The following is a 22,833-nucleotide window of genomic DNA, read 5'->3' on the forward strand; positions in this document are numbered from 1 at the left end:
GGGGGAATGATGGCATCCGATTTCTGGCTGATCGTAGGACTGGGCAATCCCGGATCGAAGTATGAAGGCACGCGACACAACATGGGCTTCATGTGCGCCGACGTGCTCGCCGAACGATGGTCGGTGAGTCTGTCCGACCACAAGGGACTCGCGAAGCTCGGCAAGGGCTTCATGTCGCTCGGCGGGCGGCGGGTCAAATTCTTCCTCGCCAAGCCACTGACCTACATGAACGAATCCGGCAACGCCGTGTCGTCGATCAGCGCCTACTACGACATCCCGGCCGAGCACATCGTGGTGATCCACGACGACATGGACCTCGACTTCGGCCGCATCAAGGTCAAGGCCGGCGGTTCGGCCGGCGGACACAACGGCATCAAATCCATCGACCGATCTTTGGACACCAACAAGTACTCCCGCGTCCGACTGGGCGTCGGCCATGCCCAGCGTGGCCCTCATGCGCACGACAACACGGTCAACTGGGTGCTCGGCGGCTTCTCGCCGCAGCAGCGCAAGCAGCTTCCCGAGTTCCTCGCCGACGGTGCCGACGCCGCCGAGACGATCATCATCGACGGTCTGCGCCACGCCCAGGAGAAGTTCAATGGCCGATAAGCGTTCGGCCGGCACGATCGACGGCACGCTCGCCCCGCTGCTCGCCGGTCTTGCCGGCGACCGGGGATTCGCCGATGTCGTGAATGGGGGAGAGGACGCCGGTTCTGCCGCGGCCCTTGAACCCCGGTTGACCATCGGCGCCCCTCTTGGCATCCGACCGGCGCTTGCCGCTGCCGTTTGCGCCGCGGACGCCGATCGGTCCGATGATGAGCGGCGGACCGTGGTCATGGTGGTCCCCTCCGGCCGTGATGCGGAGGAGACCGCGCAGTCATTGCGGTCATGGTATGCCGGCGATCCGAATGACATCGCCGTGCTTCGGGCATGGGAGACGCTGCCGCATGAGCGACTCTCGCCGCGCAGCGATACCGTCGCCGGTCGCATGGCAGTATTCCGCCGACTCGCTCACCCGCAGTCGGGGCACGGAATGTTCGGCCCCATCCGCATCCTCGTCATGCCGGTGCGCTCGCTGATCCAGCCCGTGGTGGCGGGATTGGGCGATGTGGAACCGCTGGTGTTCCGCCCTGGAGAGGAGCTGTCGCTTGACGATGCCGTGCGCCGGCTGATCCAGAACGCCTATACCCGTACGGAACTGGTCATGGACCGAGGGGAGTTCGCCGTCCGTGGCGGCATCCTCGACGTGTTTCCGCCCACCGTCGCGCATCCGGTGCGCATCGAGTTCTTCGGCGATGAGATCGACACGATCCGTGAATTCCATGCATCGGACCAGCGCACCTACGGCGATGACGTGCCCGCCGTCTGGGCCACGCCATGCCGTGAGTTGCAACTTACCGACGCGGTGAAGACGCGCGCCAAGACGCTGATCGGGCGGATTCCCGCCGCCGCGGATATGCTCGAATCGATCGCCCAGTCCATCCCCGTCGAAGGCATGGAGTCGCTGCTGCCGGCGCTCGTGGACGATCTGACCCCGGTGCCGTCGCTGCTGCCCAAACGATCGGTGATCATGCTCTGCGATCCCGAACGCCTGCGAAGGGCCGGAGAGGATCTCAACAAGACGGCCGACGAATTCCTCGCCGCCAGCTGGCACGTCGCCGCTTCCGGAGGCGGCGCGGGAGCTCCGATCAGCTTCGACGAAGCCAGCTTCATCGACTACGACGATGCCGTACGATCCCTGGTCGTCTCCGAACGTCAGGTGTGGCAGCTCACCGATTTCAAGGTCGACGATTCGCGCGACGGGTACGTACAGCTCGCCGCCGACGCCCCCGAGGAATACCGCGGCGTCGAATCACGGGCCACGGCAGGTGTGGAAGGACTGCTCGACCGCGGCATGGCGGTCACGGTCACCGCCGCCGCCAAGGGCACACTGTCCCGTCTGCGACGGGCGCTCGACATGGCGGGCATAGCCCGCGTCGACTATGTACCGTCATGCGCGGTGGACGGATTCGTCGATGAGGCGGCCGGCGTGGCGTTGCTCACCGAACGCGACCTGACCGGAAAGTCCGGCGTGGCGGCCCAGGCCAAAACCCCCAAGCGTCGTCGCAAGGCCATCGACCTCATGGAGCTCAAGCCCGGCGACTACGTGGTGCACGACCAGCATGGCATCGGACGTTTCGTCGAAATGAAACAACGTACGATCGGTGCCGGCAAGGCCCGTTCGCAGCGGGAGTATCTGGTCGTGGAATATGCGCCGAGCAAGCGCGGCGCCCCGCCGGACCGGTTGTTCATCCCCACGGACCAGCTCGACAAGGTCAGCAAATACGTGGGCGCGGATGTGCCCAAGCTCAACAAGCTCGGCGGTTCGGACTGGGCGGCCACCAAGGAGAAGGCCCGCAAGCACGTCAAGCGGATCGCCCAGGATCTGGTGAAGCTCTACTCGGCTCGCCAGAGCGCGAAGGGATTCGCGTTCAGTCCGGACACGCCGTGGCAGAAGGAGCTCGAGGACGCCTTCCCATATCAGGAGACCGCCGATCAGCTCACCACCATCGACGAGGTGAAGGCCGACATGGAGAAGCCCGTGCCGATGGACCGTCTGATCTGCGGTGACGTGGGCTTCGGCAAGACGGAGATCGCCTTGCGTGCCGCGTTCAAGGCCGTGCAGGATTCCAAGCAGGTGGCCGTGCTCGTCCCCACCACGCTGCTGGTGCAGCAGCATTACGAGACCTTCACCGAACGGTTCGAGGGATTCCCCGTGAACGTGGCCGCCATGAGCCGCTTCCAGACCGCCAAGCAGCTCAAGGAGACCACCGAGGGACTGGCCGACGGAACCGTGGACGTGGTGATCGGCACGCACAAGCTGCTCAGCCCCAAGATCCGGTTCAAGGATCTGGGATTGGTGATCATCGACGAGGAGCAGCGCTTCGGCGTGGAACACAAGGAGGCGCTCAAGGCTCTGCGCACGAACGTTGACGTGCTGAGCCTGTCCGCCACGCCTATCCCCAGAACGCTGGAGATGGCGATCACCGGCATCCGCGAGATGTCCACCCTCGCCACGCCCCCCGAGGACCGTCTGCCGGTGCTCACCTATGTGGGCGCCTACGAGGACGCACAGGTCACCGCCGCCATCCGCCGAGAACTATTGCGCGGCGGACAGGTGTTCTACGTGCATAACCGCGTGGACGGCATCGAGCGACTCGCCGCGCATCTCAAGGAGCTCGTGCCCGAGGCGAACATCGGCATCGCCCACGGCAAGATGGGCGAGAAACAGCTTGATGCGGTGATCCGTGACTTCTGGCATCGCGACATCGACGTGCTGCTGTGCACCACGATCATCGAGACCGGACTTGACATCTCCAATGCGAACACGCTGATCGTGGATCACGCCGACCGTTTCGGACTCTCACAGCTGCACCAGCTGCGCGGACGCGTGGGCCGAGGGCGTGAACGCGCCTACGCGTACTTCCTGTACGACCCGTCCAAGACGATGACGCAGACGGCGCATGACCGTCTCTCAACCATCGCACAGAACACCGCCCTGGGATCCGGCTACGACGTGGCCATGAAGGACCTTGAACTGCGAGGCACCGGCAACCTGCTGGGCGGCGAGCAGTCCGGGCACATCGAGGGAGTCGGATTCGACCTGTATGTGCGCATGGTCTCCGAAGCGGTGGAGGAGTACAAGGAACCCGACCGCAAGGAGCCGGTGTCCGTGACCGTCGACCTGCCGGTGGACGCGTCGATCCCCGAGGAGTACATCGACTCCGACAAGCTCCGACTCGAGGCCTACCGCAAGATGGCCGCCGCGCGTGACGAGAACGATTTCCGTGAACTGCGCGAGGAGCTCACCGACCGTTACGGCACACCCCCCACCCAGCTCGACACGCTCTTCGCCGTGGCCCGTCTGCGCGCCCGCGCCCGCGACATGGGACTTGAGGAGATCGTGACCCAGGGGCGTAACGTACGCGTCGGCAAAATCGATCCTCCCGAATCCGTGGCGATGCGCATGGCCCGCATATACAAGGGATTGCAGTATCGACCCGTCACCCACCAGTATCTCATCGCCACTCCGTTCCAGGGATCGATGGGCTCGGGGCCGATGGACTCGCAGGCCGTGCTTGACTGGGTCAACCAGCTGCTCGACGACCTGTCGTGGAAGCATCGGCCGGCCAAGGCAGCCGAGGCCGCCAAGGCGTCCAAGGCTCCCAAGGCATGACCGGCATGGATGACGCGATGGGCACAACCGCGTCGAACTCATCCGCTACGGCAGTCAGCGTCTCCGATGCCTACGGTCCGAGTGCCCCGAGCGTGACACCGCTGCCATGTCATCCGGTGGCCGACATGGCCGACGCGCTCGCCGAGACGATGTCCGCCGACGGGCGCGGTGCCATGATGCTGTTGCATTCCGCCCGTGGCGGACGGTATACGATGCTTGGCCTGCATCCCTACCGTCGTCTTCTGCAGATCGGAGACCGGGTGCGGGATGAATCGTTGGCGGCTGATGGGCGTTGGCGCTGCGCAACCGTGGAGGGCGACGCCCTCGCCCTGCTGGGGGAATGGCTGTCCGGACGCTCCGGCCGATCCGCCGATATGGCCGCGCCGGTGGCATCGGATCCCGTCACCGGCGAGCGCCTGCCGTTGGCCGACGGCGTCATGGGATTCATGTCGTATGATGACGGGCTGCGTCGCGAGGGTATCCGGTCGCGTCACTCCCGGTCGGCGATTCCCGATGCCGCCTGGTGGTGGTTCGACGACATCCTCATTGAGGACATGCTCGCCGGCACGGTTACGCTGGTCTCCCACCATCGTATGCCCGGTGGTGCCGAGCGCATCATCGAACGTTGGAACTCTCGTAGACGCCAACGCGGGACCGCGACCGGCGTGCCATCGGTCCATGACATGATGGACGGCATCATGCCTGGTGCCGTTCCGCGCCGTGACGGCCATGGCACGACCATTGCCGGCTGGTCGTCCGACCATGACCGCGCATCCTACTGCGAAGGCATCAGGGCCCTGTGCGGGCGCATGCGTGACGGGGACATCTACGTGACGAACTATTCGCTGCGTCTGCGCGTCAGGAGCCTCATCGCGCCTCCGGTCATGTTCAACCGACTGCGATCCGATAACCCGTCACCGTTCATGGCTTACCTCGACGCCGGGGACTGGCAGATCATCAGTTCCTCTCCGGAACGATTTCTGGAAAGCCGGGGAGGGCATGTCGTCACCCAGCCGATCAAGGGCACTCGGCCGAGAGGTCGAGACGTTGCGGAGGACGATCGTCTGCGCGGTGAGCTCGAGCATTCGTTCAAGGATCGTAGCGAACTGCTCATGATCACCGATCTGGAACGTAACGATCTGAGTCGCATCGCCATGCCGGGGACGGTGTCGACCACCGGCTTCGCCGAACTTGAAGCATATCCGCACGTGTTCCATCTGGTCTCTACCGTGGAGGCGGACGTTTCGCCGGGGCGTACGATTGCTGATGTGCTGGCTGCACTGAGCCCGGGAGGGTCGATCACCGGAGCTCCGAAGCACAGCGCCATGACGCTGATCGATCGGTATGAGCACAGCGCCCGTGGCGCCTATACTGGAAGTCTGGGGTACATCGATGCGTCGGGCGACTGTGATCTGAGCATTCTGATTCGTATGGCGATACATCAGGGGAACGCCGCTGTCGGCGGTGCGTATAGTATCGGCGGTGGTGGGGGAGTGACCCTCGATTCGGATCCTGACTTCGAATACGACGAGGCCATGCAGAAAACCGAGGCCCTCCTGTCCGCCTTGGGGTGCGACACGCGAAAGGGATGGCATGACTGAATCGAACACTGCCGATCGGCAGCCTGAGGAACCTGCGGAAACAACGACGGAAAGCGACGTCACATCGACGAGCGAACCCGAAAGCGGACCTAAGCGCCGAACGATCGCACTGGATGAGGGATACCAGTTCGGTCTCGGTGTATTCGAGACCATGGCACTGCGGTCCGGTCGGATCATGATGCTTGACCGTCATCTGAACCGGTTGCGCAAGGGCGCGGAGGCATTGGGCATCGACGTTCCCAGCGATGATGATCTGCGATGGACCCTTGGCGAGTACCTGCATGAAGCCGATCTGGAGGGTGCGGCGTCCGCCGTGGTCAAGATCATCCTCTCCGAGGCGAACACGGTGATCACGAACCGGGAGAACCCCTATGACGATTGGGGCCCCGACCGTGCGCTGCATCTTGGATGGTGCACGACTCGGCGCAACGAGCGTTCATTGTTCACGTACCACAAGACCCTCAATCAAGGCGACAACATCCTCGAATTCCGCAAGGCGCACGATCTGGGACTCGACGGGGCGGTGTTCCTCAACTCCCGCGGCGAGGTGTGCGAGGCCACCAATGCCAATCTGTTCTTCGTCAGGGACAACCGTTGGTATACGCCGGCCGTCGAGTGCGGATTGCTTCCGGGGACCGTGCGCCAGCGCGTGTGCGAGATGCACCACGCGGTGGAAATGCATATTCGTCCTGATGATCTGGCTGGATTCGACGCATGCTACGCCACGAACTCATTGATGGGCGTGCGTCCGGTCGCCGTTCTTGGCGAGGCGCGATTCTCCGTCAGTCCGTACGGGCTGTTTGGGCGCTGACACTCATTGCCGCCGGTGCTGGCTCACCGGCTGTTTCGTATCTCATGTCGTGAACGCCTATATACTTATCATTGGTAATGACTCTTCGTAATTATCAATAGTAAGGATATTGATCGTATGTCCGACAACGAACCGAATGATTCTCCGGCGGAGAAGACCGGCGGCGGAGCACTGAACGTCGAAGACGTGCGCAGATTGCTCGACGCCTGCTGGAAGGCAAAGCGCATCACCGAGCTGCTGCCCAGCCTGCCGAAGGGCATGAAACCGCGCCACGTCCATGTGATCGACGCCATATGGCACATCAACGAACCATCGGGGCAGCACACCGCCGTCGCACGTGTCGGCGACGTCAGCGCCTTCCTCGACGTCACCACGCCCAGCGTCACCAAACTCGTCAATGAACTCGTCAGACTCGGCCTCGTGGAAAAACACGCGACCGCCGACGACCGCCGAGCAGTGACGCTCACGCTCACCAAGCAGGGAATGACATGCCGGCGCACGTACGTCGAGCAGTACCACGCACATCTCATGCACGTGCTCGCCCCACTCGCCGTCGACCAATGCAACACCACGGTAGACACATTGAACACAGCTCTGCGACTCATGTACGCCGACCTCATCCAACGCGACAAGACCAACGGACCCGACAGCGACAGCAAAGGAACCAACCGATGACCGAAACCAAGCCAAACGTTTCCGAACAACCGCAACGCGCCGTAGGCGGCACGTTGATCGTCACCGTAGTGGCCCTTGCGCTGCTCACCTTCCTCGGCATTCTCTCCGAAACCTCCCTCAACATCGCCTACTCGGCACTCATGGAGGAGTTCTCCATCTCCGCGGCGATCGTGCAATGGCTCACCACCGGCTACCTGCTGCTGCTCGCCGTGGCTATACCCAGCTCGCCGTTCCTCGTGCGACGATTCCCGACCAAAGCGCTCTTCGCCGTCGCCGTCATCGTCTTCTCGGCGGGAACGCTGCTCGGTGCCATGGCGATCAACTTCCCCATGCTGCTCGCCGCGCGACTCGTCATGGCACTTGGCACCGGTATCTCCCTGCCCCTGCTGACCACGATCATCCTCGACAAGGCGCCATTCGCCCAGCGCGGCATGATGCTCGGACTCGTCAGCCTCGTCACCTGCGCGGCACCGGCCATCGGACCGGTCTTCGGCGGTGTCGTCATGGAATATCTCAACTGGCACTGGATCTTCATCATCATGCTGCCATTCCTTGCGATATCGTTCTCGCTCGGCATCACCACGGTTCCGGATATCCGCAAAGGGGAGCGCGGAACCATCAGCATCCCATCGCTGTTGCTCGCCGCCATCGGACTCAGCGGCATCATCGTGGCCGTCAGCTTCTTCTCCGAATGGAACGGCGACTGGCGGGTCTGGGCCACGCTCGCCGTGGCGATCATCGCGCTCGCCGTATTCGCCCGCATGCAGCTGCACATGGAACGGCCCCTGGTTGAGGTACGTACCTTCACCCATCCCGGATTCACACTCGGCATTCTTATCATCCTCATGAGCAGCGGAAGCGTGCTCGGGGTGAACTTCCTGCTGCCGATCCTGCTGCAACGCGGCTACGGCGAAACCAGCATGGCATCCGCGCTGGTCCTTCTGCCCGGAGCCGTCGCCGGGGCCATCGGGGCACCGCTGATCGGATCGTTGCTCAAAAAGCACTATCCTCCCAAGTTCATCATCTGCGGATTCGTGGCGCTCGCCGTGGTGAACGTCGCACTGATGATGGCCGGGTCCATCTGGGCCGTGGCGGCGTTTTACCTGCTGTTCATGGGCGGTGCGAGCTTCGTGCTCGTTCCCGACCAGACCCATACGCTCAACCAGTTGCCCATGCGGTTGAACGCCGACGGATCGGCCGTGCTCAATACGGTGCAGCAGCTCGCCGGCGCTATCGGCACGGCGGTTGCCAGTACGCTGATCACCGAGTTCGCGGCGCAGGCGACATCCGATGGTATCAATGGGAATGCGGCGTATCTGCAGGCGTTTGCGCGTTCCATGGCAGTGTTCGTCGGTCTTGCCGTCGTCGGTCTGATCGTCGCGTTGATCATGGCAAGGTCAGCGATCGCAATGTGGAATTGCGCGAGGTCGACGCGTGAGCGCGCCCATGGATGGGGTAAACGCAATATGACGCCACGCCGTATTTTGGAAATCGTTCCGACGAAACATTGCCCTTCGTCCATAAAAGGCATTACGCTTGGTGTTCGTCAGCACAACATATTTGTCTTAAGGAGTAGTTGTGGCAGCTATTGAAAGCGTTTACGCGCGTCAGATTCTCGATTCCCGCGGCAACCCGACCGTCGAGGTCGTCCTCGACACCGAGGATGGCGCTCAGGGTCTGGGCCTCGTTCCCTCCGGTGCCTCCACCGGTGAAGCCGAGGCTTGGGAGCGTCGCGACGGCGACAAGTCCGTCTACGGCGGCAAGGGCGTTCTGAACGCGGTCAAGGCCGTCAACGAAGAGATCGCTCCGAAGGTCATCGGTATGGACGCCTCCGACCAGCGTGCTCTCGACGACCTGATGATCGAGCTCGACGGCACCCCGAACAAGGGCCGTCTGGGCGCCAACGCCATCCTCGGCGTCTCCCTGGCCGCCCTGTACGCCTCCGCTGAGTCCGCCGAACTGCCGCTGTACCGCTACATCGGCGGCACCAACGGCCACATCCTGCCGGTTCCGAACATGAACATCATGAACGGTGGTGCCCACGCCGACTTCGCCACCGACATTCAGGAGTACATGATCTCCCCGTACGGTTTCGATACCTTCCACGAGGCTCTGCGTGCAGGCGTCGAGGTCTACCACACCCTGAAGAACGTCCTGAAGAAGGAAGGTCTGAACACCGGCCTCGGCGATGAGGGCGGCTTCGCTCCGAAGCTGAAGTCCAACAAGGACTCCCTGAACTACATCGTCGACGCCATCTCCGCCGCCGGCTACGAGCCCGGCAAGCAGATCGGCATCTGCCTCGACGTTGCCTCCTCCGAGTTCTACAACAAGGAGACCGGCAAGTATCACTTCGAGGGCGACGACCGTGACGCCGAGTACATGCTCGACTTCTACGAGCAGCTCATCGACGAGTACCCGATCGTCTCCATCGAGGATCCGTACCAGGAAGAAGGCTGGGAAGACTGGGCCAAGATCACCGCTAAGCTCGGCGATCGTCTGCAGTTCGTCGGCGACGACCTGCTGGTCACCAACCCGAAGCGTCTGCAGAAGGGCATCGATCTGGGTGCCGCCAACTCTCTGCTGGTCAAGCTGAACCAGATCGGTTCCGTCACCGAGACCCTCGACGCCATCGAGCTGGCCACCGCCAACGGCTTCACCTCCATGGTCTCCCACCGTTCCGGCGAGACCCCGGACACCACCATCTCCGATCTGGCCGTCGCCAAGAACACCCGTCAGATCAAGACCGGTGCTCCGGCCCGTGGCGAGCGCGTTGCCAAGTACAACCGCCTGCTCGAGATCGAGGAGGAGCTCGGCTCCACCGCTCAGTACGCCGGCTACAGCGCCTTCAAGGCCTGCAAGAAGTACATCGCTGCCTGAGCGAGTTCTTCGGCGTCCTGACGCCTGTCGGCGACATGTCCGAATAGGCGTTAGCGTATAGCGCATACCCGTCGCATTTCTAGTCGAATGCGGCGGGTATTTTCATAGATATGATCAAACCGGGTGTCAAAAAAACCTCTCGCGGAGGAAAAGGGAGCAACACCGTTAGAAACGGGAAATCTCCAAAGGCCACAGGGACCGCGAACAGGAAGACGACATCCAAAGGGCAGCAGGGAGCCGTTCGCTCTTCCGCCATGCCGTTAACGTTCTTCATCGCCGTGATCATCGTGATCCTTGGATCCATTCAGCTGCTGTCCACGTTCCATACGTATGCGTTGAATCTGGCCGAGTTGAATTCGTTGCGTAATCAGGAGGCGACTCTGGTCGCGAAAAAGGCCGAGCTTGAGAACGATATCAAACGCTGGGACGATGACGCCTATGTCACGGCCCAGGCCCGTGAGCGTCTGGGATTCGTCTTCCCCGGTGAGCGTTCGGTACGTGTGCTTCATCCCGAGGCCGTGACCGGAGATGCCGCCACGGGGAACGATACGGCGTCCACTCCGTCGGACACGGAGCAGACGCGTCCCTGGTACAAGGACATGTTCTCGTCGTTCGGCAAGGCGGACAAGGACACCACGAAGAGCGCCGGCGATGCGTCGGAGACCCCATCCTCCGAATCCTCCGGCTCGAGTGGCGACGGCACCACAGGAAACACCGGCTCCAACAGCACGGCTAACACTACGAAGGAAGGTCAATGAACAACGACGATATCCGCAAGGTGACGGAGATTCTGCAGGAGCGTCTGAGCCATGGTCTCGACCAGCGAGACGTGGATGTGGTGCAGCGTCAGCTGGGACGATTCCCCCGTGGCATGGTCGCGGTGGGCGCCCGTTGCGTCTGCGGCAATCCTCTGGCGGTGATCACCCGGCCTCTGGTCGAACAGCGGATCCCGTTCCCCACTACTTGCTATCTCACCTCTCCCGAGGCGGTGAAGGCGGTGTCCCGGTTGGAGGCGGACGGCGATATGACCGAGTATACGCGTCGGGTTCAGGAGGAGCCTGAGGTGAAAGCCGCATACGAACGCGCCCATGAGATGTATCTTGAGTTCCGCCATCAGCTTGCGGAGCGTCTGGGTGATGACGAAAGTCATATCGCCGGCATCAGCGCCGGCGGCATGCCGGTGCGCGTCAAGTGTCTGCACGCGTTGACCGGTCAGGCGCTGGTGATGGGCTGGGGAGTGAATCCCATTGCCGATGACGTACTGCGACGTGTCAAGGCGCAGTTTGATCCGTCCGTATGCCGGTGTTCGGTGCCCTATGGCGTTGTCGACGACGAAGAAGCGAATGCCGAGGACCATTCGGACGCGACCATAGAAAGGGATGATGCACGATGAGCGATGTACGGGTTGCCGGCATTGACTGCGGCACGAATTCGATCCGTCTGATGATCGCCCGTGTGGGAGAGCGCGGCATGAGCGTCGAGGTTCCCCGTATCATGCGCGTGGTGAGGCTGGGACAGGATGTTGACAAGACCCATCGATTCGCCGATGATGCGTTGGAACGCACCTACCGGGCGATTGATGAGTTCGCCGCGGTGCTGAAGGAGCATCCGGTGGACGCGTTGCGCTTCGTGGCAACATCGGCCACGCGCGACGCGGAGAACCGGGAGGAGTTCGAGAACGAGGTGGAGAAGCGCCTTGGGGTACGTCCCGATGTGATTCCGGGCACGGAGGAGGCACGACTCAGTTTTCTTGGTGCCACGTCGGTGCTGCATACCCAGTTCGGCGATCAGCTGCCGCCTGCCCCGTATACCGTCATCGATCTCGGCGGAGGTTCCACCGAGATGGTCATTGGCGGTGACGGTACGGATGTGCCGACTGATAGGGTCGCCGCCGCGTTCTCCATGAACATCGGTTCGGTGCGTATGAGCGAGCGGCATCTGTTGAGCGACCCGCCCACGCGGGATGAAATCAAGCAGGCCGTGGCGGATATCAACGAGCATATCGACGAGGCGTTCGACAAGGTTCCGGCGTGGAAGACCGGCACGCTGATCGGCGTGTCCGGGACGGTCACCACCATGACCGGCATCGCGCTTGGCCTGAAGGACTACGATCGTGATGCCGTGGACGGTGCGGTGATCGGATTCGCCGACGCATGCTCCACCTGCGACAAGGTGCTGACCATGACCCGCGCCGAACGACACGAATATCCGGTGATCCACCCCGGCCGTATCGATGTGATCGGCGGCGGCGCACTGGTATGGAATTGCGTGCTCAACCGTATCGGCGATGCGGTGCGCACGCGCGCCCATCGTGTACTCAACTCCTATGTGACCAGCGAGCATGGTCTGCTCGACGGCATCGTTCTTGATCTCGGTCGCAGGACGCTGTCCGCATGATGATTTCTGCGCGGTGACTTTTCGGGACGGGTGCGTTCCCGTCCCGGTTCGTGGCATAATAGCCAAGTCGGCTTTTTGCCGGCATGCCCCCGTGGCGGAATCGGTATACGCAGCTGACTTAAAATCAGCCGCTTCGGCTTGTGGGTTCGAGTCCCACCGGGGGCACGTATTCTCTTTTGCCGCGTATTGCTGTGACGTAGTGTATTACTGTGACATAGCGCGATACATCGCACGCCAACCGACGGTGGCGTGATCATAATCACGCGTCTCGTAACCTGGTTTTTCGAAATGCGTGGCACTATGATGCGCATGACTCGACAGAATGAAACCAATTCACAGGTATCAGCGCAATCATCGAAGACGTCGACGAACGTCCCACGTTCGACCGGGCCGGTCTCCACGGAAGCCCCGACCCTGCCCATCATGCTCACGCAGGCCATTGTGGCTGCCGGCGTGATGTGCGTATGCGAGATCATCTGTGCACCATTGATCATCAGCATGGCATCCGGTGCGTTCGCCCTGGTCCCCTGGATCGCCGTGGCCTGCATGCTTGCCGTGCTGTTCATGGTGATTCTTGGTTTTGCCTTTCTGTGGCTGGCCGACAACCTCTCGCATAATTTCGCCGAACGTCGCGCCCCTATCTGCTATGCCGTGATCGGCGCCATCGCTTTCGGCATCTGGGGAGGTCTGCTGTATCCCACGTTCATCAATTCGGTGCTGGAACCGGCCGGGATCGATCCGATTTCCCGGGGAGACCTGTATGCCATCGTATTCAATTGCGTGATCGTCGGATTGGTCTCGTATCTGTGTGCATCGCTGTTCGCCGAACGTCTTGCCAGGCGCCGGACGCTGGCCATCGTCATCGGAATCGTACTGGTACTGGTCGCATTGCTGGGCGCGTTCTATCTGTGGCGTTTCTACGCCATGCTGTACTGATCGTTCGCGCCGGTGTCGATCCTGCGGAACGTTTTCTGATCCGGAGCTTGAAACTGTCTTCGATTGCGTATACTTTTGACGGTTATATGCCATGCTCGTCCGTATATCGGGCGGGCATGTTCACATATTCGTATAAGGAGTGACAGATGAGCGATTCGACGATGCCCAAGGTGAACGCCGAGTTCGGTGCCAAGCCCGAGATCGAATTCCCGACGGAGACCGCGCCCAAGGGCCTCAAGAGCGTTGAGATCATCGAGGGTGATGGCCCCGTGGTGCGCAAGGGCGATACCGTGACCGTGAACTACCACGGTGTGGTGTGGGGCAAGCAGGCCCCGTTCGACTCCAGCTTCGAGCGCCACACGCCGGCCAGCTTCGGCATCGGCGTCGGCCAGGTCATCAAGGGCTGGGACCAGACCGTTCCGGGCCACAACGTCGGCTCTCGTCTGGTGGTGTCCATCCCGCCGGAATACGGCTACGGCTCCCGTGGCGTTCCGCAGGCCGGCATCGGCGGCGGTGACACGCTGGTCTTCGTCATCGACATCATCTCCACTCGATGACGTGCCGGACGCGCCTCGGTGGGAATGAGGAGCGTCGGCTGAATTCGAAATATTCAAGGTGATCCAGGAGGATTCACAAATGGCAGACGACAAGGTCCTGCTGCTGACGCAGGAGGCATACGACAAGCTCCAGGAGGAGCTGCAGTACCGTGAGGGCAAGCTGCACGATGAGATCATCGCCAAGGTGGCCGCAGCTCGTGCCGAAGGCGATCTGAGCGAGAACGGTGGCTATCAGGCCGCACGCGAAGCCCAGCGCAAGAATCAGGGACGTATCGAGGAGCTCACTGTCAAGCTCCGCGATGCGAAGATCCTGCAGGCACCGCCGGAAGGCACGGTCGGCAACGGATCGCTGATCACGCTCGACCTGATGGGTAACGAGATGGTCTATGTGCTCGGCGCGCACGATCTGTCTGCCGCCACCGACTACGACATCATCAGCCCCGAGTCCCCGATCGGCGCCGCAGTCATGGGTGCCAGCGTGGGTGACACGGTGAGCTACAAGGCTCCCAACGGCCGTGAGATCAAGGTGACCATCAAGAGCGCCAAGCCGCTCGGTGATGAGTGATTCCAGCAGACGTTGTACGGCAACGCTGACCTGAATCGCGAATGGTCCGTTCCCTTATGAATAGGGGACGGACCATTCGCGTTCCACGGAGCATAGCCCCGGGGAACGATGCGGTCATTGCCCCAGCATGATGCTGACGATGACGAAATAGATGGCGACCATATGGCAGGCGTATCCGGCGACGGTGCCGCAGTGGAAGATCTCGTGGAAGCCGAAGACCTTGGGCCACGGGTCCGGTTTGCGCAGTCCATAGACTATGGCTCCTGCGATATAGCAGATGCCGCCGGCGACGATAAGCCACACCACCACGGGACCCGCGAAGGGGGATTCCCAGAAGAAGCCGAGGAATGCGGCCCCGGAGACGCCGAAGATGATGTACACGATGGTATACAGCCAGCGTGGCGCCGAGATCCACACCACATGGATGAGCAGGGCCACCAGCGTGCAAGACCAGATGCTGATGAGGATCAGGTTCCTCCAGAAGGGTTCGAGCGCGAATGAGACCGGCGTGTATGTGCCGGCGATAAGCAGGAAGATATTCACATGGTCGATGCGCCGCAGCACGTCGGTGACCTTGGGCGACCAGTCGCCAAGATGGTAGATCGCGGAATTGCCGAACAGGATCAGCGAGCACGCCATGAATGCCGCGCACGCCCATTTGAGTGATGCTGTGGGGGATAGGCAGATGAGTACGATGCCTGCGGCCAGTGCCAGTGGCGTGGCACAGGCATGGATCCAGCCGCGCATCGCAGGCTTTGGACGTCCGTGCACGTCAAGACGGATCTTGTGTATGCCGTGTGCCTTGTCCATGATGCGCTGGGCCTTGAGCTCTCCCTTGGCGATGACGCGGTCGGCCTTGGCTCGCGCGCGTGCACGCACCTCATCGGCCTTGGCCTGACGCTCCTGAAGGTATGCCTCGCGCACCGCCTTGCGGGTGCGCTCCAGTTGCGCCGGACCGGGAAGGTCGTTGGTCGGAGCCATGCGGTTGCCGGACACCTTCCGCGGCTTGACGATCGTCGCTGCCGGCCGCCTTGATGCGGAGCGTCTCTTTCTGGTCATGGGTATCCTTTCGCATCGCTTACGTTACCGTAACTTACGCTACCGTAGCTATCGTGTCAATGCCGACATCCGATATGCGGCGGAACAGTATTGGAGCCGTGTCGGCCCCCGTTTTCCCCCGACTACCCGCTAGCATAAGAACCATGGTTGATTTTTCACATCTTGTAGCGAACAATCCGGATTTCAATGATGCGGATCGCGAATGGCTACATCATCTTGTGGCCGACTGGCAGGTCATCGCCGACCTGAGCTTCGCCGACCTGCTACTGGTGCTGCCCGGCGCGAACGGACAGTATATTGTGGCAGGACAGTGCCGTCCCTCCACGGTGATGTCCGTACGATTCGAGGATATGGTCGGATCGACGATCGAGGGTGAGGATGCCCGTGCGATCTCCAAGGCCATGACCGAGCAGAAGATCTCACGACTTGATCACTATCGTGCCGTGGGCAACACCACGGTATGCGATGTTTATGCGCCGGTTCGGCGCGAGGGCAAGGTGCTGGGCGTGGTGGTTCGCGAGACCAACATGGCCACCCGCATGCTCAACGGTCGATACGAATCGGAAAGCATCGCAGCCGGCAAGAATCTCTTCGAGATGATTCCCGCGGGAACATTCCCGTATCGTGACGCCATCCTCAATCAGCGTCACAATGCCCGTGTATCCGATGGGTTCATCGTCCTCAGCGAGGACGGCATCGTGGAATACGCATCGCCGAATGCGATCAGCTGCTTCCGCCGACTGGGATCCGTCGACGTCATGGAGGGGCAGTCGCTGTCCCAGATCGGCACGTCCCTGATTCACGAGAATGACATGCTTCCGGAGACTCTGCCGCTGGTGCTCGCCGGCAAGGCCGCCGTCGATTCGGAGATCAACGCGAACCGTTCCACGGTGTCCCTGCGTTCCCTGCCGTTCTTCGGACCGCATGGTCGCACTGGTGCCGTGGTGCTGTGCCGCGACGTCACCGAGGTTCGTCGTCGTGAGAAGGAGCTGGAGACCAAGGATGCTGCCATCGCCGAGATTCACCACCGTGTGAAGAACAATCTGCAGGCCGTGTCCGCCCTGTTGCGTCTGCAGGCCCGCCGCACCAAGTCCCCCGAGGTCAAGTCCGAGCTGGAGGAGGCCATGCGTCGTGTGGAGACCATCGCCGTGGTGCACGAGGGGCTGAGCCAGACCGCCGACGAAATCGTCGACTTCGACAAGGTGATCGCCGACCTGCTGCGCATGAGTGTTGATCTGGCCACCAGCAAGGACCAGCACATTCGCATCTCCTATCTGGGCAAGTTCGGCATGATGCCGGCCCAGGATGCGACCCCGCTGTCGCTGGTGCTCACCGAGCTGGTCACCAACGCCGTGGAACATGGTTTCCAGGGGCGTACCGAAGGCAATGTGTGGATCTCCGTGGGCCGTGGAGGAAGCAGCCTCAACATCGTGGTGGAGGATGATGGCATCGGCTATACGTCGGAATCCGATCAGGGCATGGCGTGCTCCAGCGGCTCGGGATTGGGCACACAGATCATCAACACGTTCGTGAAGAACGATTTCGGTGGTTCGGTACGGTGGGAGCCGCGGCGTGACGGTGGTACTCGTGTGGTGCTTGACATGAAGCTGCGTGCCGCCCAGTGATGAACGTGCGGTGATGCAGGTGATGCAATAGGGGAGTGTGCGTGGCTGATCATGACTGAAATAGGTCACGGCCACGTGCACACTCCGTATACGACTTGCATATGACAAAGGTGCCTGCGTGATCAGACCAGATTGGTCGATGAATCACGCAGGCACCTTTGTCATATACGGTTATCGGTACGACGTATGCCGGATTAGACCGTAAGGCCGGAACGACATCAGGCCTGCATCTGCAGGGCGGCTGAACGACGGGCACGCATGGCGCGACGCTTGAGCGCGCGACGTTCGTCCTCGCTTAGACCGCCCCACACGCCGTAGTCTTGGTTGGTGTCCATGGCGCATTTCAGGCAGGCGTCAATGACCTTGCAGGTACGGCAGACGGCCTTAGCCTCTTCGATCTGCTGGTAGGCGGCACCGGTGTTGCCTACAGGGAAGAACAGCTCCGGATCCTTGTCACGGCAAGCGGCCTTTGCGCGCCAATCATATGCACTGCTCATAAGTGTCCTCGATCCCAAACGAAATACAAAACTCTCATGTATGAGCAAACCACGAATACCACGATTTTTCAAGGGTTTTCCGCAACTGGACGCAAGATTCACCAGATTGGGTCGCAGTCATGGCACTGTACCGGCGTGGCGGAGCCCTGCACGAGCAGTACGGCGCGCCCCGGGATGCGTACGTCGTCGCCGTCGAACTGCGACAGCGCCTGCGAGGGGATGCCTGCCATCATGTCGATGGCCCGGTCGCCCGTAGGGAATACCAGTCGTATACCACAGTGATCGGGGAACCTCAGGTGTCGTGATGCGCTCAAGGTGAACACCACGACACGATGCGGATCGGCGAGTGCGTTATGGAATTCGTCATGGTCCGGACCTCGTCCCAGCGGATCGAGCAGTTCGTCGGCATCGTCGACGAGCCAGATCCGCTTCGGAGAGGAATCGGCGTTCGGCGTCCGGGGCTTCTGGCCGGTCGGGTCTGCCGATTCCTCCGCCAAGCCTGTCGCGTAACGCGTGGCGTCGCCAATGATCGTGCCCGTCGACGGATGCTCGGTTACATAGCCGTCGGCGGTCTTTCGGGTCAGCATGACCTCGACGCCATGTCGTGGCAGCAGCGCTCTCGCCATGGCCATGAGCGCGGTGGTCTTGCCTCGTGGGCCGGATCCGATGATCGCGATATTGCCGAGATCCAACGGCAGACAGAACGGTTCGAGCGTGACTCCGGTATCGGCGACGCCGATGATCATCGGTGCATCGGGAGCTTCTGTGACATCGTTCATGGCTGGCGCCTCAAGACGTTGAGGCAGCGGCGGGGAGAACAGTGGGGGAGGGGCCTGCTCGCCAAGGAATCGGCACGCCCACTGTCCTCCGCGGGTCAGGACTTCGCTGGAGGCCGGCACCGCGCATCGGAATGCCTCCCGTTCCTCGCCGCCATAGGCGAATGCGGTACCCGGTGCCTGCGGACTGATCAGAGCGGCGGCTTTCGACCCGAGCAGCTCGGACGACTGCAGGGGGTCACGTACCCGGAGACAGATGTTGAGCCCGATGTTCGCCTTCATCTCACTGCTGACCTGGCCAAGGGGATTCTGCGTACAGGCGATAAGATGCATGCCGAGGGAACGCCCCAGCGCGGCCAGCGCCGTCAGTTGGGTGAGATAGTCGGGAAGCTGCCGTTTCAGGGCATGGAACTCATCGATGACCACTACGATGCGCGCGGGAGGATGCCTCAACTCATTGACATCCGCCACATGCGCGCGGGAGACGATCATCTCACGACGTTTGAGCTCCAATTCCATGGAACGCAGTGCCCGTACGGCGTGCTTGAGATCAAGGTCCGAAACGAAGCCCACGGTGTGGGGCAGTCGGTGCAGCACACGGAATGCCGAACCACCCTTGAAATCCAGGAACACGAAGTTGAGCATGGACGGCGGGAATCGGCTGGCCAGCGAGAGACACCATGATTCCAGCAGCACCGATTTTCCCGATCCTGTGGTACCGGCTACCAGTGCGTGCGGTCCCTGCTTCGGCATGTTGATCGAGAATACGCCGGTCGGCGTGACACCCACCGGTACGGTGTGCAGCGACGTGATCGTCCGACGATCACCCTTATCCTGTGCGGAGCGGGCGCGCTCCCATTGTCGGGCCATGCCCTTCCACGCGGATGGGACATCTCCGGCATCGATGTCGAGCAGCTCCTCCAGCTCCATGTGGATTGCGGCGCATTGCCGGGCCGCTTCGGTGTCTCGCTCATCTGACGATGCGCCGGCCACACCACCGGGAAGCGCACCTCCGGATGATACGCCGCCTGCGTCGGTCTGCGCATTGGACCGCGCACGCCGACGCATGGCGATGTTGGCCAGTGCCGAAGCCAGACATCCAATGAGGCCGGGAACGATAAGCCCTACGAACATCCAACGACGTTCGATGATCATCATCACCAGCATCATTGCCTGTCCGGCGACGGGCGCGATCATGGACAGCAGCAGCAATCCCGAGCCATCGCCTCCTGCTGTGCGAGAGCCGGCTCGTGTTGTTCGTGAGGTAGTCATGCCCCGAGTGTGAACCGCGCCTGACGGCCAGCGCAAGGGGCAGCGCACAATGTGCGTCGATGTGGATGGGCCGGGTGGAGTCGGATGGGATGACTGGGATTTACATTCCGCCCACCGTACCGGCGTCGTGGGTACCGGCCTCCAGCTGGTCGAACAGTTCGGTATTACGGGAATCATCCAAGAGTACCGTCGAACCGATGCCGGACTTCGGATAATAGTCGCTGCTCTTGTAGTACACGCTACCGGTTACGCCCTTGGTTCCCGTCGCGGCCTTGAATGCGGTCGCCATGCCGAACAGGTCGAAGGCTCCGGTCTTCTCGTCGACGGTCAGGGATGACAGCCCTGCCTTCATGAGCTTGCTGACGGTTGAGGGATTGGTGAGCACTGCGGGGGATCCGGCCTTTTTCGCCACTGCGGCGATGACCTGACGCTGTCGCGCGGCTCGGCCGATGTCTCCGGTCGGATCCGAATACCGCATACGGGAGAATGCCAGCGCGGTGCCTCCGTCCGCCTGATGGCAGCCTGCCTCCCATACCAGACCGGAGTTGGCGTCGTTCACGGTACGGTCGTAGCACAGCTCCACGCCGCCGATCGCGTCGACGACCTTCTCCACGCCACCAAAGCCGATCTGCACCACGTGGTCGATCTTCATGCCCGTAATGCTCTCCACCTGGGTGACCAGCGCGGAATAGCCCTTTAGCGTGGCCACCGCATTGATCTTCATGTCCTGTCCATCCACGGTCACGTAGGAGTCACGCGGGATAGAGATCAGGGAGCTGGTTCCGCTCTTGGGACGGGTGAGCACCAGAATCGAATCGGTTCGTGATCCGGGGACGTCCTGTTCGGTGCCGGTGCCGGCGGTGCCATCGCGCTCGTCGGAGCCAAGAATCAGCCATGTGGTCGCGGGCGTATTGGTCATGGATGACAGCATGTTCTTGTGGGTGAGCTGTCCGTCAACCCAGTGGACAAGTCCGAATACGGCGATCAGTAGGATGACCAACAACGCTGCCAGTACCGCGAGCGCACGGTGACGGAACCGATGGACGACGGCAGTCCCGGCATGTCGATGGCCGAAGCCACGCAGCGAGGAGCGATCGAACTGTCGTGTGCCGCGGGAATGGTTCGTGACCGGTTTCGATGCCGCCGACGAGAGCCGGGAATGCGCTCCGCGGTCGAACGAGACGGAGCCCGAAGCGGAAGCGTGATTTCCCGAACCCGACAGGGAACGGGGCTCCGCACGCCGAGCGGAACCGGCTGGGGAGAAGCTCGGAGGTGCGGCCGGGGCGTTCATCGGTTCGATGGCCGGTTCGCTGGCCTGCTCGATATGACGAGGCGCGCTTCGGCGTGGTTGGAAGGACTCCGGCTGCGCCGGGGACGGGGACGGAGCGGAACGGCGACGCGGCGACCCGGAGGGTATGAAACTCGGGGGCGTGTTTTCCGGCGTGCCGTTCATGGATCTCCTCTCGTGGTGGACGATGTGCTCACCTGACTATGACGCATAATGTCCGGCCTGAGGCCGGAGAAGGTCATTCCTTCTCAGTAACGGCACAGAACGTGCTGTTCACATAGGCGTCGGCTATGCCGATGGCCTGACTGGTGACGGGATCACGAATGGTTCCGGTGTTTGGATCGACGATGCCTCCGGTATTCGGATCGACCAGCGTGCCGTCGGCCTTGGTGATCAGACCGGTCTTCGGATCCGGCGTGGAATCGGCGCTTGCGGTGTCGGAGGGGGACGATGATGCGGAATTCGACTGCTCAGGCGAAGCCGAGGGGGCGTCGGATTCGGAGGGGGACTCGGAAGGCGCGGCGCTTGACGACGAATCTGCGGAGTCGCCGGTGGTGGAATCATCCGAATCGGAGTCGTCGGTGAGCGTCAGAGGCTTGTCGTCGGCGAGCTTCTTCCACAGGCTGTCAGCATCCTTCGTCCACACCACGCGATTGCGATCGCGCGACCATTCGGTCACGGGAACGGTCTGGGCGTAGATCTTCGCGGTGTCGAGATCCTTAAGCGCGGCACCCAGGCCCACGAGTACGCCGGCATCGGCCAGACCATCGCTCATCTTCAGCGACTGAATGCCGGCGGTGGCCAGCTGATACAGCTGGTTGGTCTGGGTGAACAGATTCTTGCTGGAGGCCTCGCGCAGCAGCGATTTGACCAGATACTGCTGTCGGGTGGTGCGCATGATGTCGGTGCCATCGCCCACGTGACGTACACGGGCATACTGTGTGGCCGCCACGCCATCGAGATGATGCAGTCCCTGCGTGAGATCGATGCCGGTCGTATCGTCCTTCATGGTCTGATTCACACAGATGTCCACGCCGCCGACGGCGTCGATCATGGAGCTCAAACCAGCGAAATCGGCTACGATGAACTGCGAGATATCGAGGCCGGTCAGCGAATTGACCGCGTTGAGCGTGCAACTGGCGGCAGACGCCACATCGCCTCCAGTGGAATAGCCCAGTGCGAAAATCGAGTTGAACTGTACGTTGTACCGTGCCGGCACCGTGCCGTTGGTGGTGTTGCAACTCGGCGCGTTCACGATCGAGTCACGTGGAATGGACACGATATTGATGAAGCTGCGGTCGGCGGAGATCTGCACGATCATCGCCGTGTCGGACTGATGGTCGGTCGCCGATCCGCCGGCGCCGATCGCGGCGTTCGCCTCGCCTTCACGGGTATCCTGTCCGAGCACGAGAATATTGACGGTCTTGCCGGCGTTCGGATCGATGACCTGATTGGTCTTGACGTGCGCCTGTCCGAGCACCGCTGTCTTGCTGTCATTGATCAGCGTGAACAGATTGGTCGCCGTCGCTCCGGTCGCCGTGGCCACGAACGTGAATATGGCCACAAGAACCAGCGCGATCGTGGTCCGGAGTCTATGGCTCACCGTGTATCCAAGAGAATGGAGCGGTCGCGCGCCCCCGTGATTCGCCAGATTTGGGGCGGAGTACCTGCCTCGGGAACT

At 61.9% G+C, this 22,833-nt stretch carries 19 protein-coding genes and 1 tRNA gene; 15 read left to right on the forward strand and 5 right to left on the reverse strand.

From position 1 onward, the window contains the following. Positions 1 to 9: 9 nt before the first annotated feature. From pth to BTIS_RS06195, 14 genes are all read left to right on the forward strand, one after another. Positions 10 to 609 (forward strand): aminoacyl-tRNA hydrolase, encoded by a 600-nt coding sequence (gene pth / locus BTIS_RS06130; protein ID WP_094663641.1) that lies wholly within the window; start codon positions 10 to 12, stop codon positions 607 to 609. Beyond that, the gene (gene mfd / locus BTIS_RS06135) at positions 599 to 4,216 is read left to right on the forward strand and encodes a transcription-repair coupling factor (protein ID WP_094663643.1); all 3,618 of its coding nucleotides are present in this window, start codon (positions 599 to 601) and stop codon (positions 4,214 to 4,216) included. Before pth ends, mfd begins: the two co-directional genes overlap by 11 nt. Continuing rightward, the gene (locus BTIS_RS06140) at positions 4,213 to 5,817 is read left to right on the forward strand and encodes an anthranilate synthase component I family protein (protein ID WP_094663645.1); all 1,605 of its coding nucleotides are present in this window, start codon (positions 4,213 to 4,215) and stop codon (positions 5,815 to 5,817) included. The genes mfd and BTIS_RS06140 overlap by 4 nt, the downstream gene beginning before the upstream one ends. After that, a complete protein-coding gene (locus tag BTIS_RS06145) occupies positions 5,810 to 6,628 on the forward strand; it encodes an aminotransferase class IV (protein ID WP_094663648.1) in 819 nt (272 codons plus the stop codon). Before BTIS_RS06140 ends, BTIS_RS06145 begins: the two co-directional genes overlap by 8 nt. A 117-nt stretch (positions 6,629 to 6,745) precedes the next feature. Beyond that, positions 6,746 to 7,303, forward strand: coding sequence for a MarR family winged helix-turn-helix transcriptional regulator (locus BTIS_RS06150; protein ID WP_094663650.1), 558 nt, complete (start codon positions 6,746 to 6,748; stop codon positions 7,301 to 7,303). Continuing rightward, a complete protein-coding gene (locus tag BTIS_RS06155) occupies positions 7,300 to 8,895 on the forward strand; it encodes a DHA2 family efflux MFS transporter permease subunit (protein WP_211279434.1) in 1,596 nt (531 codons plus the stop codon). Before BTIS_RS06150 ends, BTIS_RS06155 begins: the two co-directional genes overlap by 4 nt. After that, positions 8,882 to 10,180 (forward strand): phosphopyruvate hydratase, encoded by a 1,299-nt coding sequence (gene eno / locus BTIS_RS06160; protein ID WP_094663654.1) that lies wholly within the window; start codon positions 8,882 to 8,884, stop codon positions 10,178 to 10,180. The genes BTIS_RS06155 and eno overlap by 14 nt, the downstream gene beginning before the upstream one ends. A gap of 254 nt (positions 10,181 to 10,434) precedes the next feature. Further along, on the forward strand, positions 10,435 to 10,938 hold the full coding sequence (locus tag BTIS_RS06165) for an FtsB family cell division protein (RefSeq protein ID WP_245819335.1): 504 nt from the start codon (positions 10,435 to 10,437) through the stop codon (positions 10,936 to 10,938). Next, positions 10,935 to 11,573, forward strand: a complete 639-nt coding sequence (locus BTIS_RS06170) for a DUF501 domain-containing protein (RefSeq protein WP_094663658.1) — start codon at positions 10,935 to 10,937, stop codon at positions 11,571 to 11,573. The genes BTIS_RS06165 and BTIS_RS06170 overlap by 4 nt, the downstream gene beginning before the upstream one ends. Then, positions 11,570 to 12,577, forward strand: a complete 1,008-nt coding sequence (locus tag BTIS_RS06175; RefSeq protein ID WP_094663660.1) for a Ppx/GppA phosphatase family protein — start codon at positions 11,570 to 11,572, stop codon at positions 12,575 to 12,577. Before BTIS_RS06170 ends, BTIS_RS06175 begins: the two co-directional genes overlap by 4 nt. 85 nt (positions 12,578 to 12,662) lie before the next feature. Then, positions 12,663 to 12,742, forward strand: a tRNA-Leu gene (locus BTIS_RS06180). 144 nt (positions 12,743 to 12,886) lie between these two features. Further along, complete coding sequence (locus tag BTIS_RS06185; protein ID WP_143248885.1) at positions 12,887 to 13,513, forward strand: 4-hydroxybenzoate polyprenyltransferase; 627 nt, start codon at positions 12,887 to 12,889, stop codon at positions 13,511 to 13,513. A gap of 146 nt (positions 13,514 to 13,659) precedes the next feature. After that, positions 13,660 to 14,070, forward strand: a complete 411-nt coding sequence (locus BTIS_RS06190) for an FKBP-type peptidyl-prolyl cis-trans isomerase (RefSeq protein WP_094663664.1) — start codon at positions 13,660 to 13,662, stop codon at positions 14,068 to 14,070. 79 nt (positions 14,071 to 14,149) lie between these two features. Then, positions 14,150 to 14,635, forward strand: a complete 486-nt coding sequence (locus tag BTIS_RS06195; protein ID WP_094663666.1) for a GreA/GreB family elongation factor — start codon at positions 14,150 to 14,152, stop codon at positions 14,633 to 14,635. A gap of 114 nt (positions 14,636 to 14,749) precedes the next feature. Here BTIS_RS06195 and trhA read toward each other — a convergent pair whose 3' ends face one another. Then, positions 14,750 to 15,616, reverse strand: coding sequence for a PAQR family membrane homeostasis protein TrhA (gene trhA / locus BTIS_RS06200; protein WP_094663774.1), 867 nt, complete (start codon positions 15,614 to 15,616; stop codon positions 14,750 to 14,752). Between the two features lie 221 nt (positions 15,617 to 15,837). Between trhA and BTIS_RS06205 the strand changes: the two genes are divergently transcribed. Beyond that, positions 15,838 to 17,319, forward strand: coding sequence for a sensor histidine kinase (locus BTIS_RS06205; RefSeq protein WP_094663668.1), 1,482 nt, complete (start codon positions 15,838 to 15,840; stop codon positions 17,317 to 17,319). Between the two features lie 218 nt (positions 17,320 to 17,537). Here the strand turns inward: BTIS_RS06205 and BTIS_RS06210 are convergent, their stop codons facing one another. The 4 genes from BTIS_RS06210 to BTIS_RS06225 form a co-directional block, all read right to left on the reverse strand. Further along, the gene (locus BTIS_RS06210) at positions 17,538 to 17,816 is read right to left on the reverse strand and encodes a WhiB family transcriptional regulator (RefSeq protein WP_093961469.1); all 279 of its coding nucleotides are present in this window, start codon (positions 17,814 to 17,816) and stop codon (positions 17,538 to 17,540) included. A gap of 98 nt (positions 17,817 to 17,914) precedes the next feature. Beyond that, the gene (locus BTIS_RS06215; RefSeq protein WP_158216854.1) at positions 17,915 to 19,864 is read right to left on the reverse strand and encodes an FtsK/SpoIIIE domain-containing protein; all 1,950 of its coding nucleotides are present in this window, start codon (positions 19,862 to 19,864) and stop codon (positions 17,915 to 17,917) included. Positions 19,865 to 19,964: 100 nt separating this feature from the next. Continuing rightward, on the reverse strand, positions 19,965 to 21,317 hold the full coding sequence (locus tag BTIS_RS06220; RefSeq protein ID WP_094663672.1) for an LCP family protein: 1,353 nt from the start codon (positions 21,315 to 21,317) through the stop codon (positions 19,965 to 19,967). Positions 21,318 to 21,390: 73 nt separating this feature from the next. Further along, positions 21,391 to 22,755 (reverse strand): LCP family protein, encoded by a 1,365-nt coding sequence (locus tag BTIS_RS06225; RefSeq protein ID WP_094663674.1) that lies wholly within the window; start codon positions 22,753 to 22,755, stop codon positions 21,391 to 21,393. Positions 22,756 to 22,833 lie beyond the last annotated feature (78 nt).

Source organism: Bifidobacterium tissieri (genome assembly GCF_002259645.1).
Classification (GTDB): Bacteria; Actinomycetota; Actinomycetes; order Actinomycetales; family Bifidobacteriaceae; genus Galliscardovia; species Galliscardovia tissieri.

What these genes read in the sequence shown, in the direction of transcription:
- BTIS_RS06215 (WP_158216854.1), bottom strand. Translation starts at nt 19,864, where the DNA reads ATGACTACCTCACGAACAACACGAGCCGGCTCTCGCACAGCAGGAGGC.
- BTIS_RS06185 (WP_143248885.1), top strand. Translation starts at nt 12,887, where the DNA reads ATGACTCGACAGAATGAAACCAATTCACAGGTATCAGCGCAATCATCG.
- BTIS_RS06210 (WP_093961469.1), bottom strand. Translation starts at nt 17,816, where the DNA reads ATGAGCAGTGCATATGATTGGCGCGCAAAGGCCGCTTGCCGTGACAAG.
- BTIS_RS06195 (WP_094663666.1), top strand. Translation starts at nt 14,150, where the DNA reads ATGGCAGACGACAAGGTCCTGCTGCTGACGCAGGAGGCATACGACAAG.
- pth (WP_094663641.1), top strand. Translation starts at nt 10, where the DNA reads ATGGCATCCGATTTCTGGCTGATCGTAGGACTGGGCAATCCCGGATCG.
- BTIS_RS06150 (WP_094663650.1), top strand. Translation starts at nt 6,746, where the DNA reads ATGTCCGACAACGAACCGAATGATTCTCCGGCGGAGAAGACCGGCGGC.
- BTIS_RS06220 (WP_094663672.1), bottom strand. Translation starts at nt 21,317, where the DNA reads ATGAACGGCACGCCGGAAAACACGCCCCCGAGTTTCATACCCTCCGGG.
- BTIS_RS06145 (WP_094663648.1), top strand. Translation starts at nt 5,810, where the DNA reads ATGACTGAATCGAACACTGCCGATCGGCAGCCTGAGGAACCTGCGGAA.
- BTIS_RS06165 (WP_245819335.1), top strand. Translation starts at nt 10,435, where the DNA reads ATGCCGTTAACGTTCTTCATCGCCGTGATCATCGTGATCCTTGGATCC.
- BTIS_RS06175 (WP_094663660.1), top strand. Translation starts at nt 11,570, where the DNA reads ATGAGCGATGTACGGGTTGCCGGCATTGACTGCGGCACGAATTCGATC.
- BTIS_RS06190 (WP_094663664.1), top strand. Translation starts at nt 13,660, where the DNA reads ATGAGCGATTCGACGATGCCCAAGGTGAACGCCGAGTTCGGTGCCAAG.
- mfd (WP_094663643.1), top strand. Translation starts at nt 599, where the DNA reads ATGGCCGATAAGCGTTCGGCCGGCACGATCGACGGCACGCTCGCCCCG.
- BTIS_RS06170 (WP_094663658.1), top strand. Translation starts at nt 10,935, where the DNA reads ATGAACAACGACGATATCCGCAAGGTGACGGAGATTCTGCAGGAGCGT.
- BTIS_RS06205 (WP_094663668.1), top strand. Translation starts at nt 15,838, where the DNA reads ATGGTTGATTTTTCACATCTTGTAGCGAACAATCCGGATTTCAATGAT.
- trhA (WP_094663774.1), bottom strand. Translation starts at nt 15,616, where the DNA reads ATGGCTCCGACCAACGACCTTCCCGGTCCGGCGCAACTGGAGCGCACC.
- BTIS_RS06140 (WP_094663645.1), top strand. Translation starts at nt 4,213, where the DNA reads ATGACCGGCATGGATGACGCGATGGGCACAACCGCGTCGAACTCATCC.
- BTIS_RS06155 (WP_211279434.1), top strand. Translation starts at nt 7,300, where the DNA reads ATGACCGAAACCAAGCCAAACGTTTCCGAACAACCGCAACGCGCCGTA.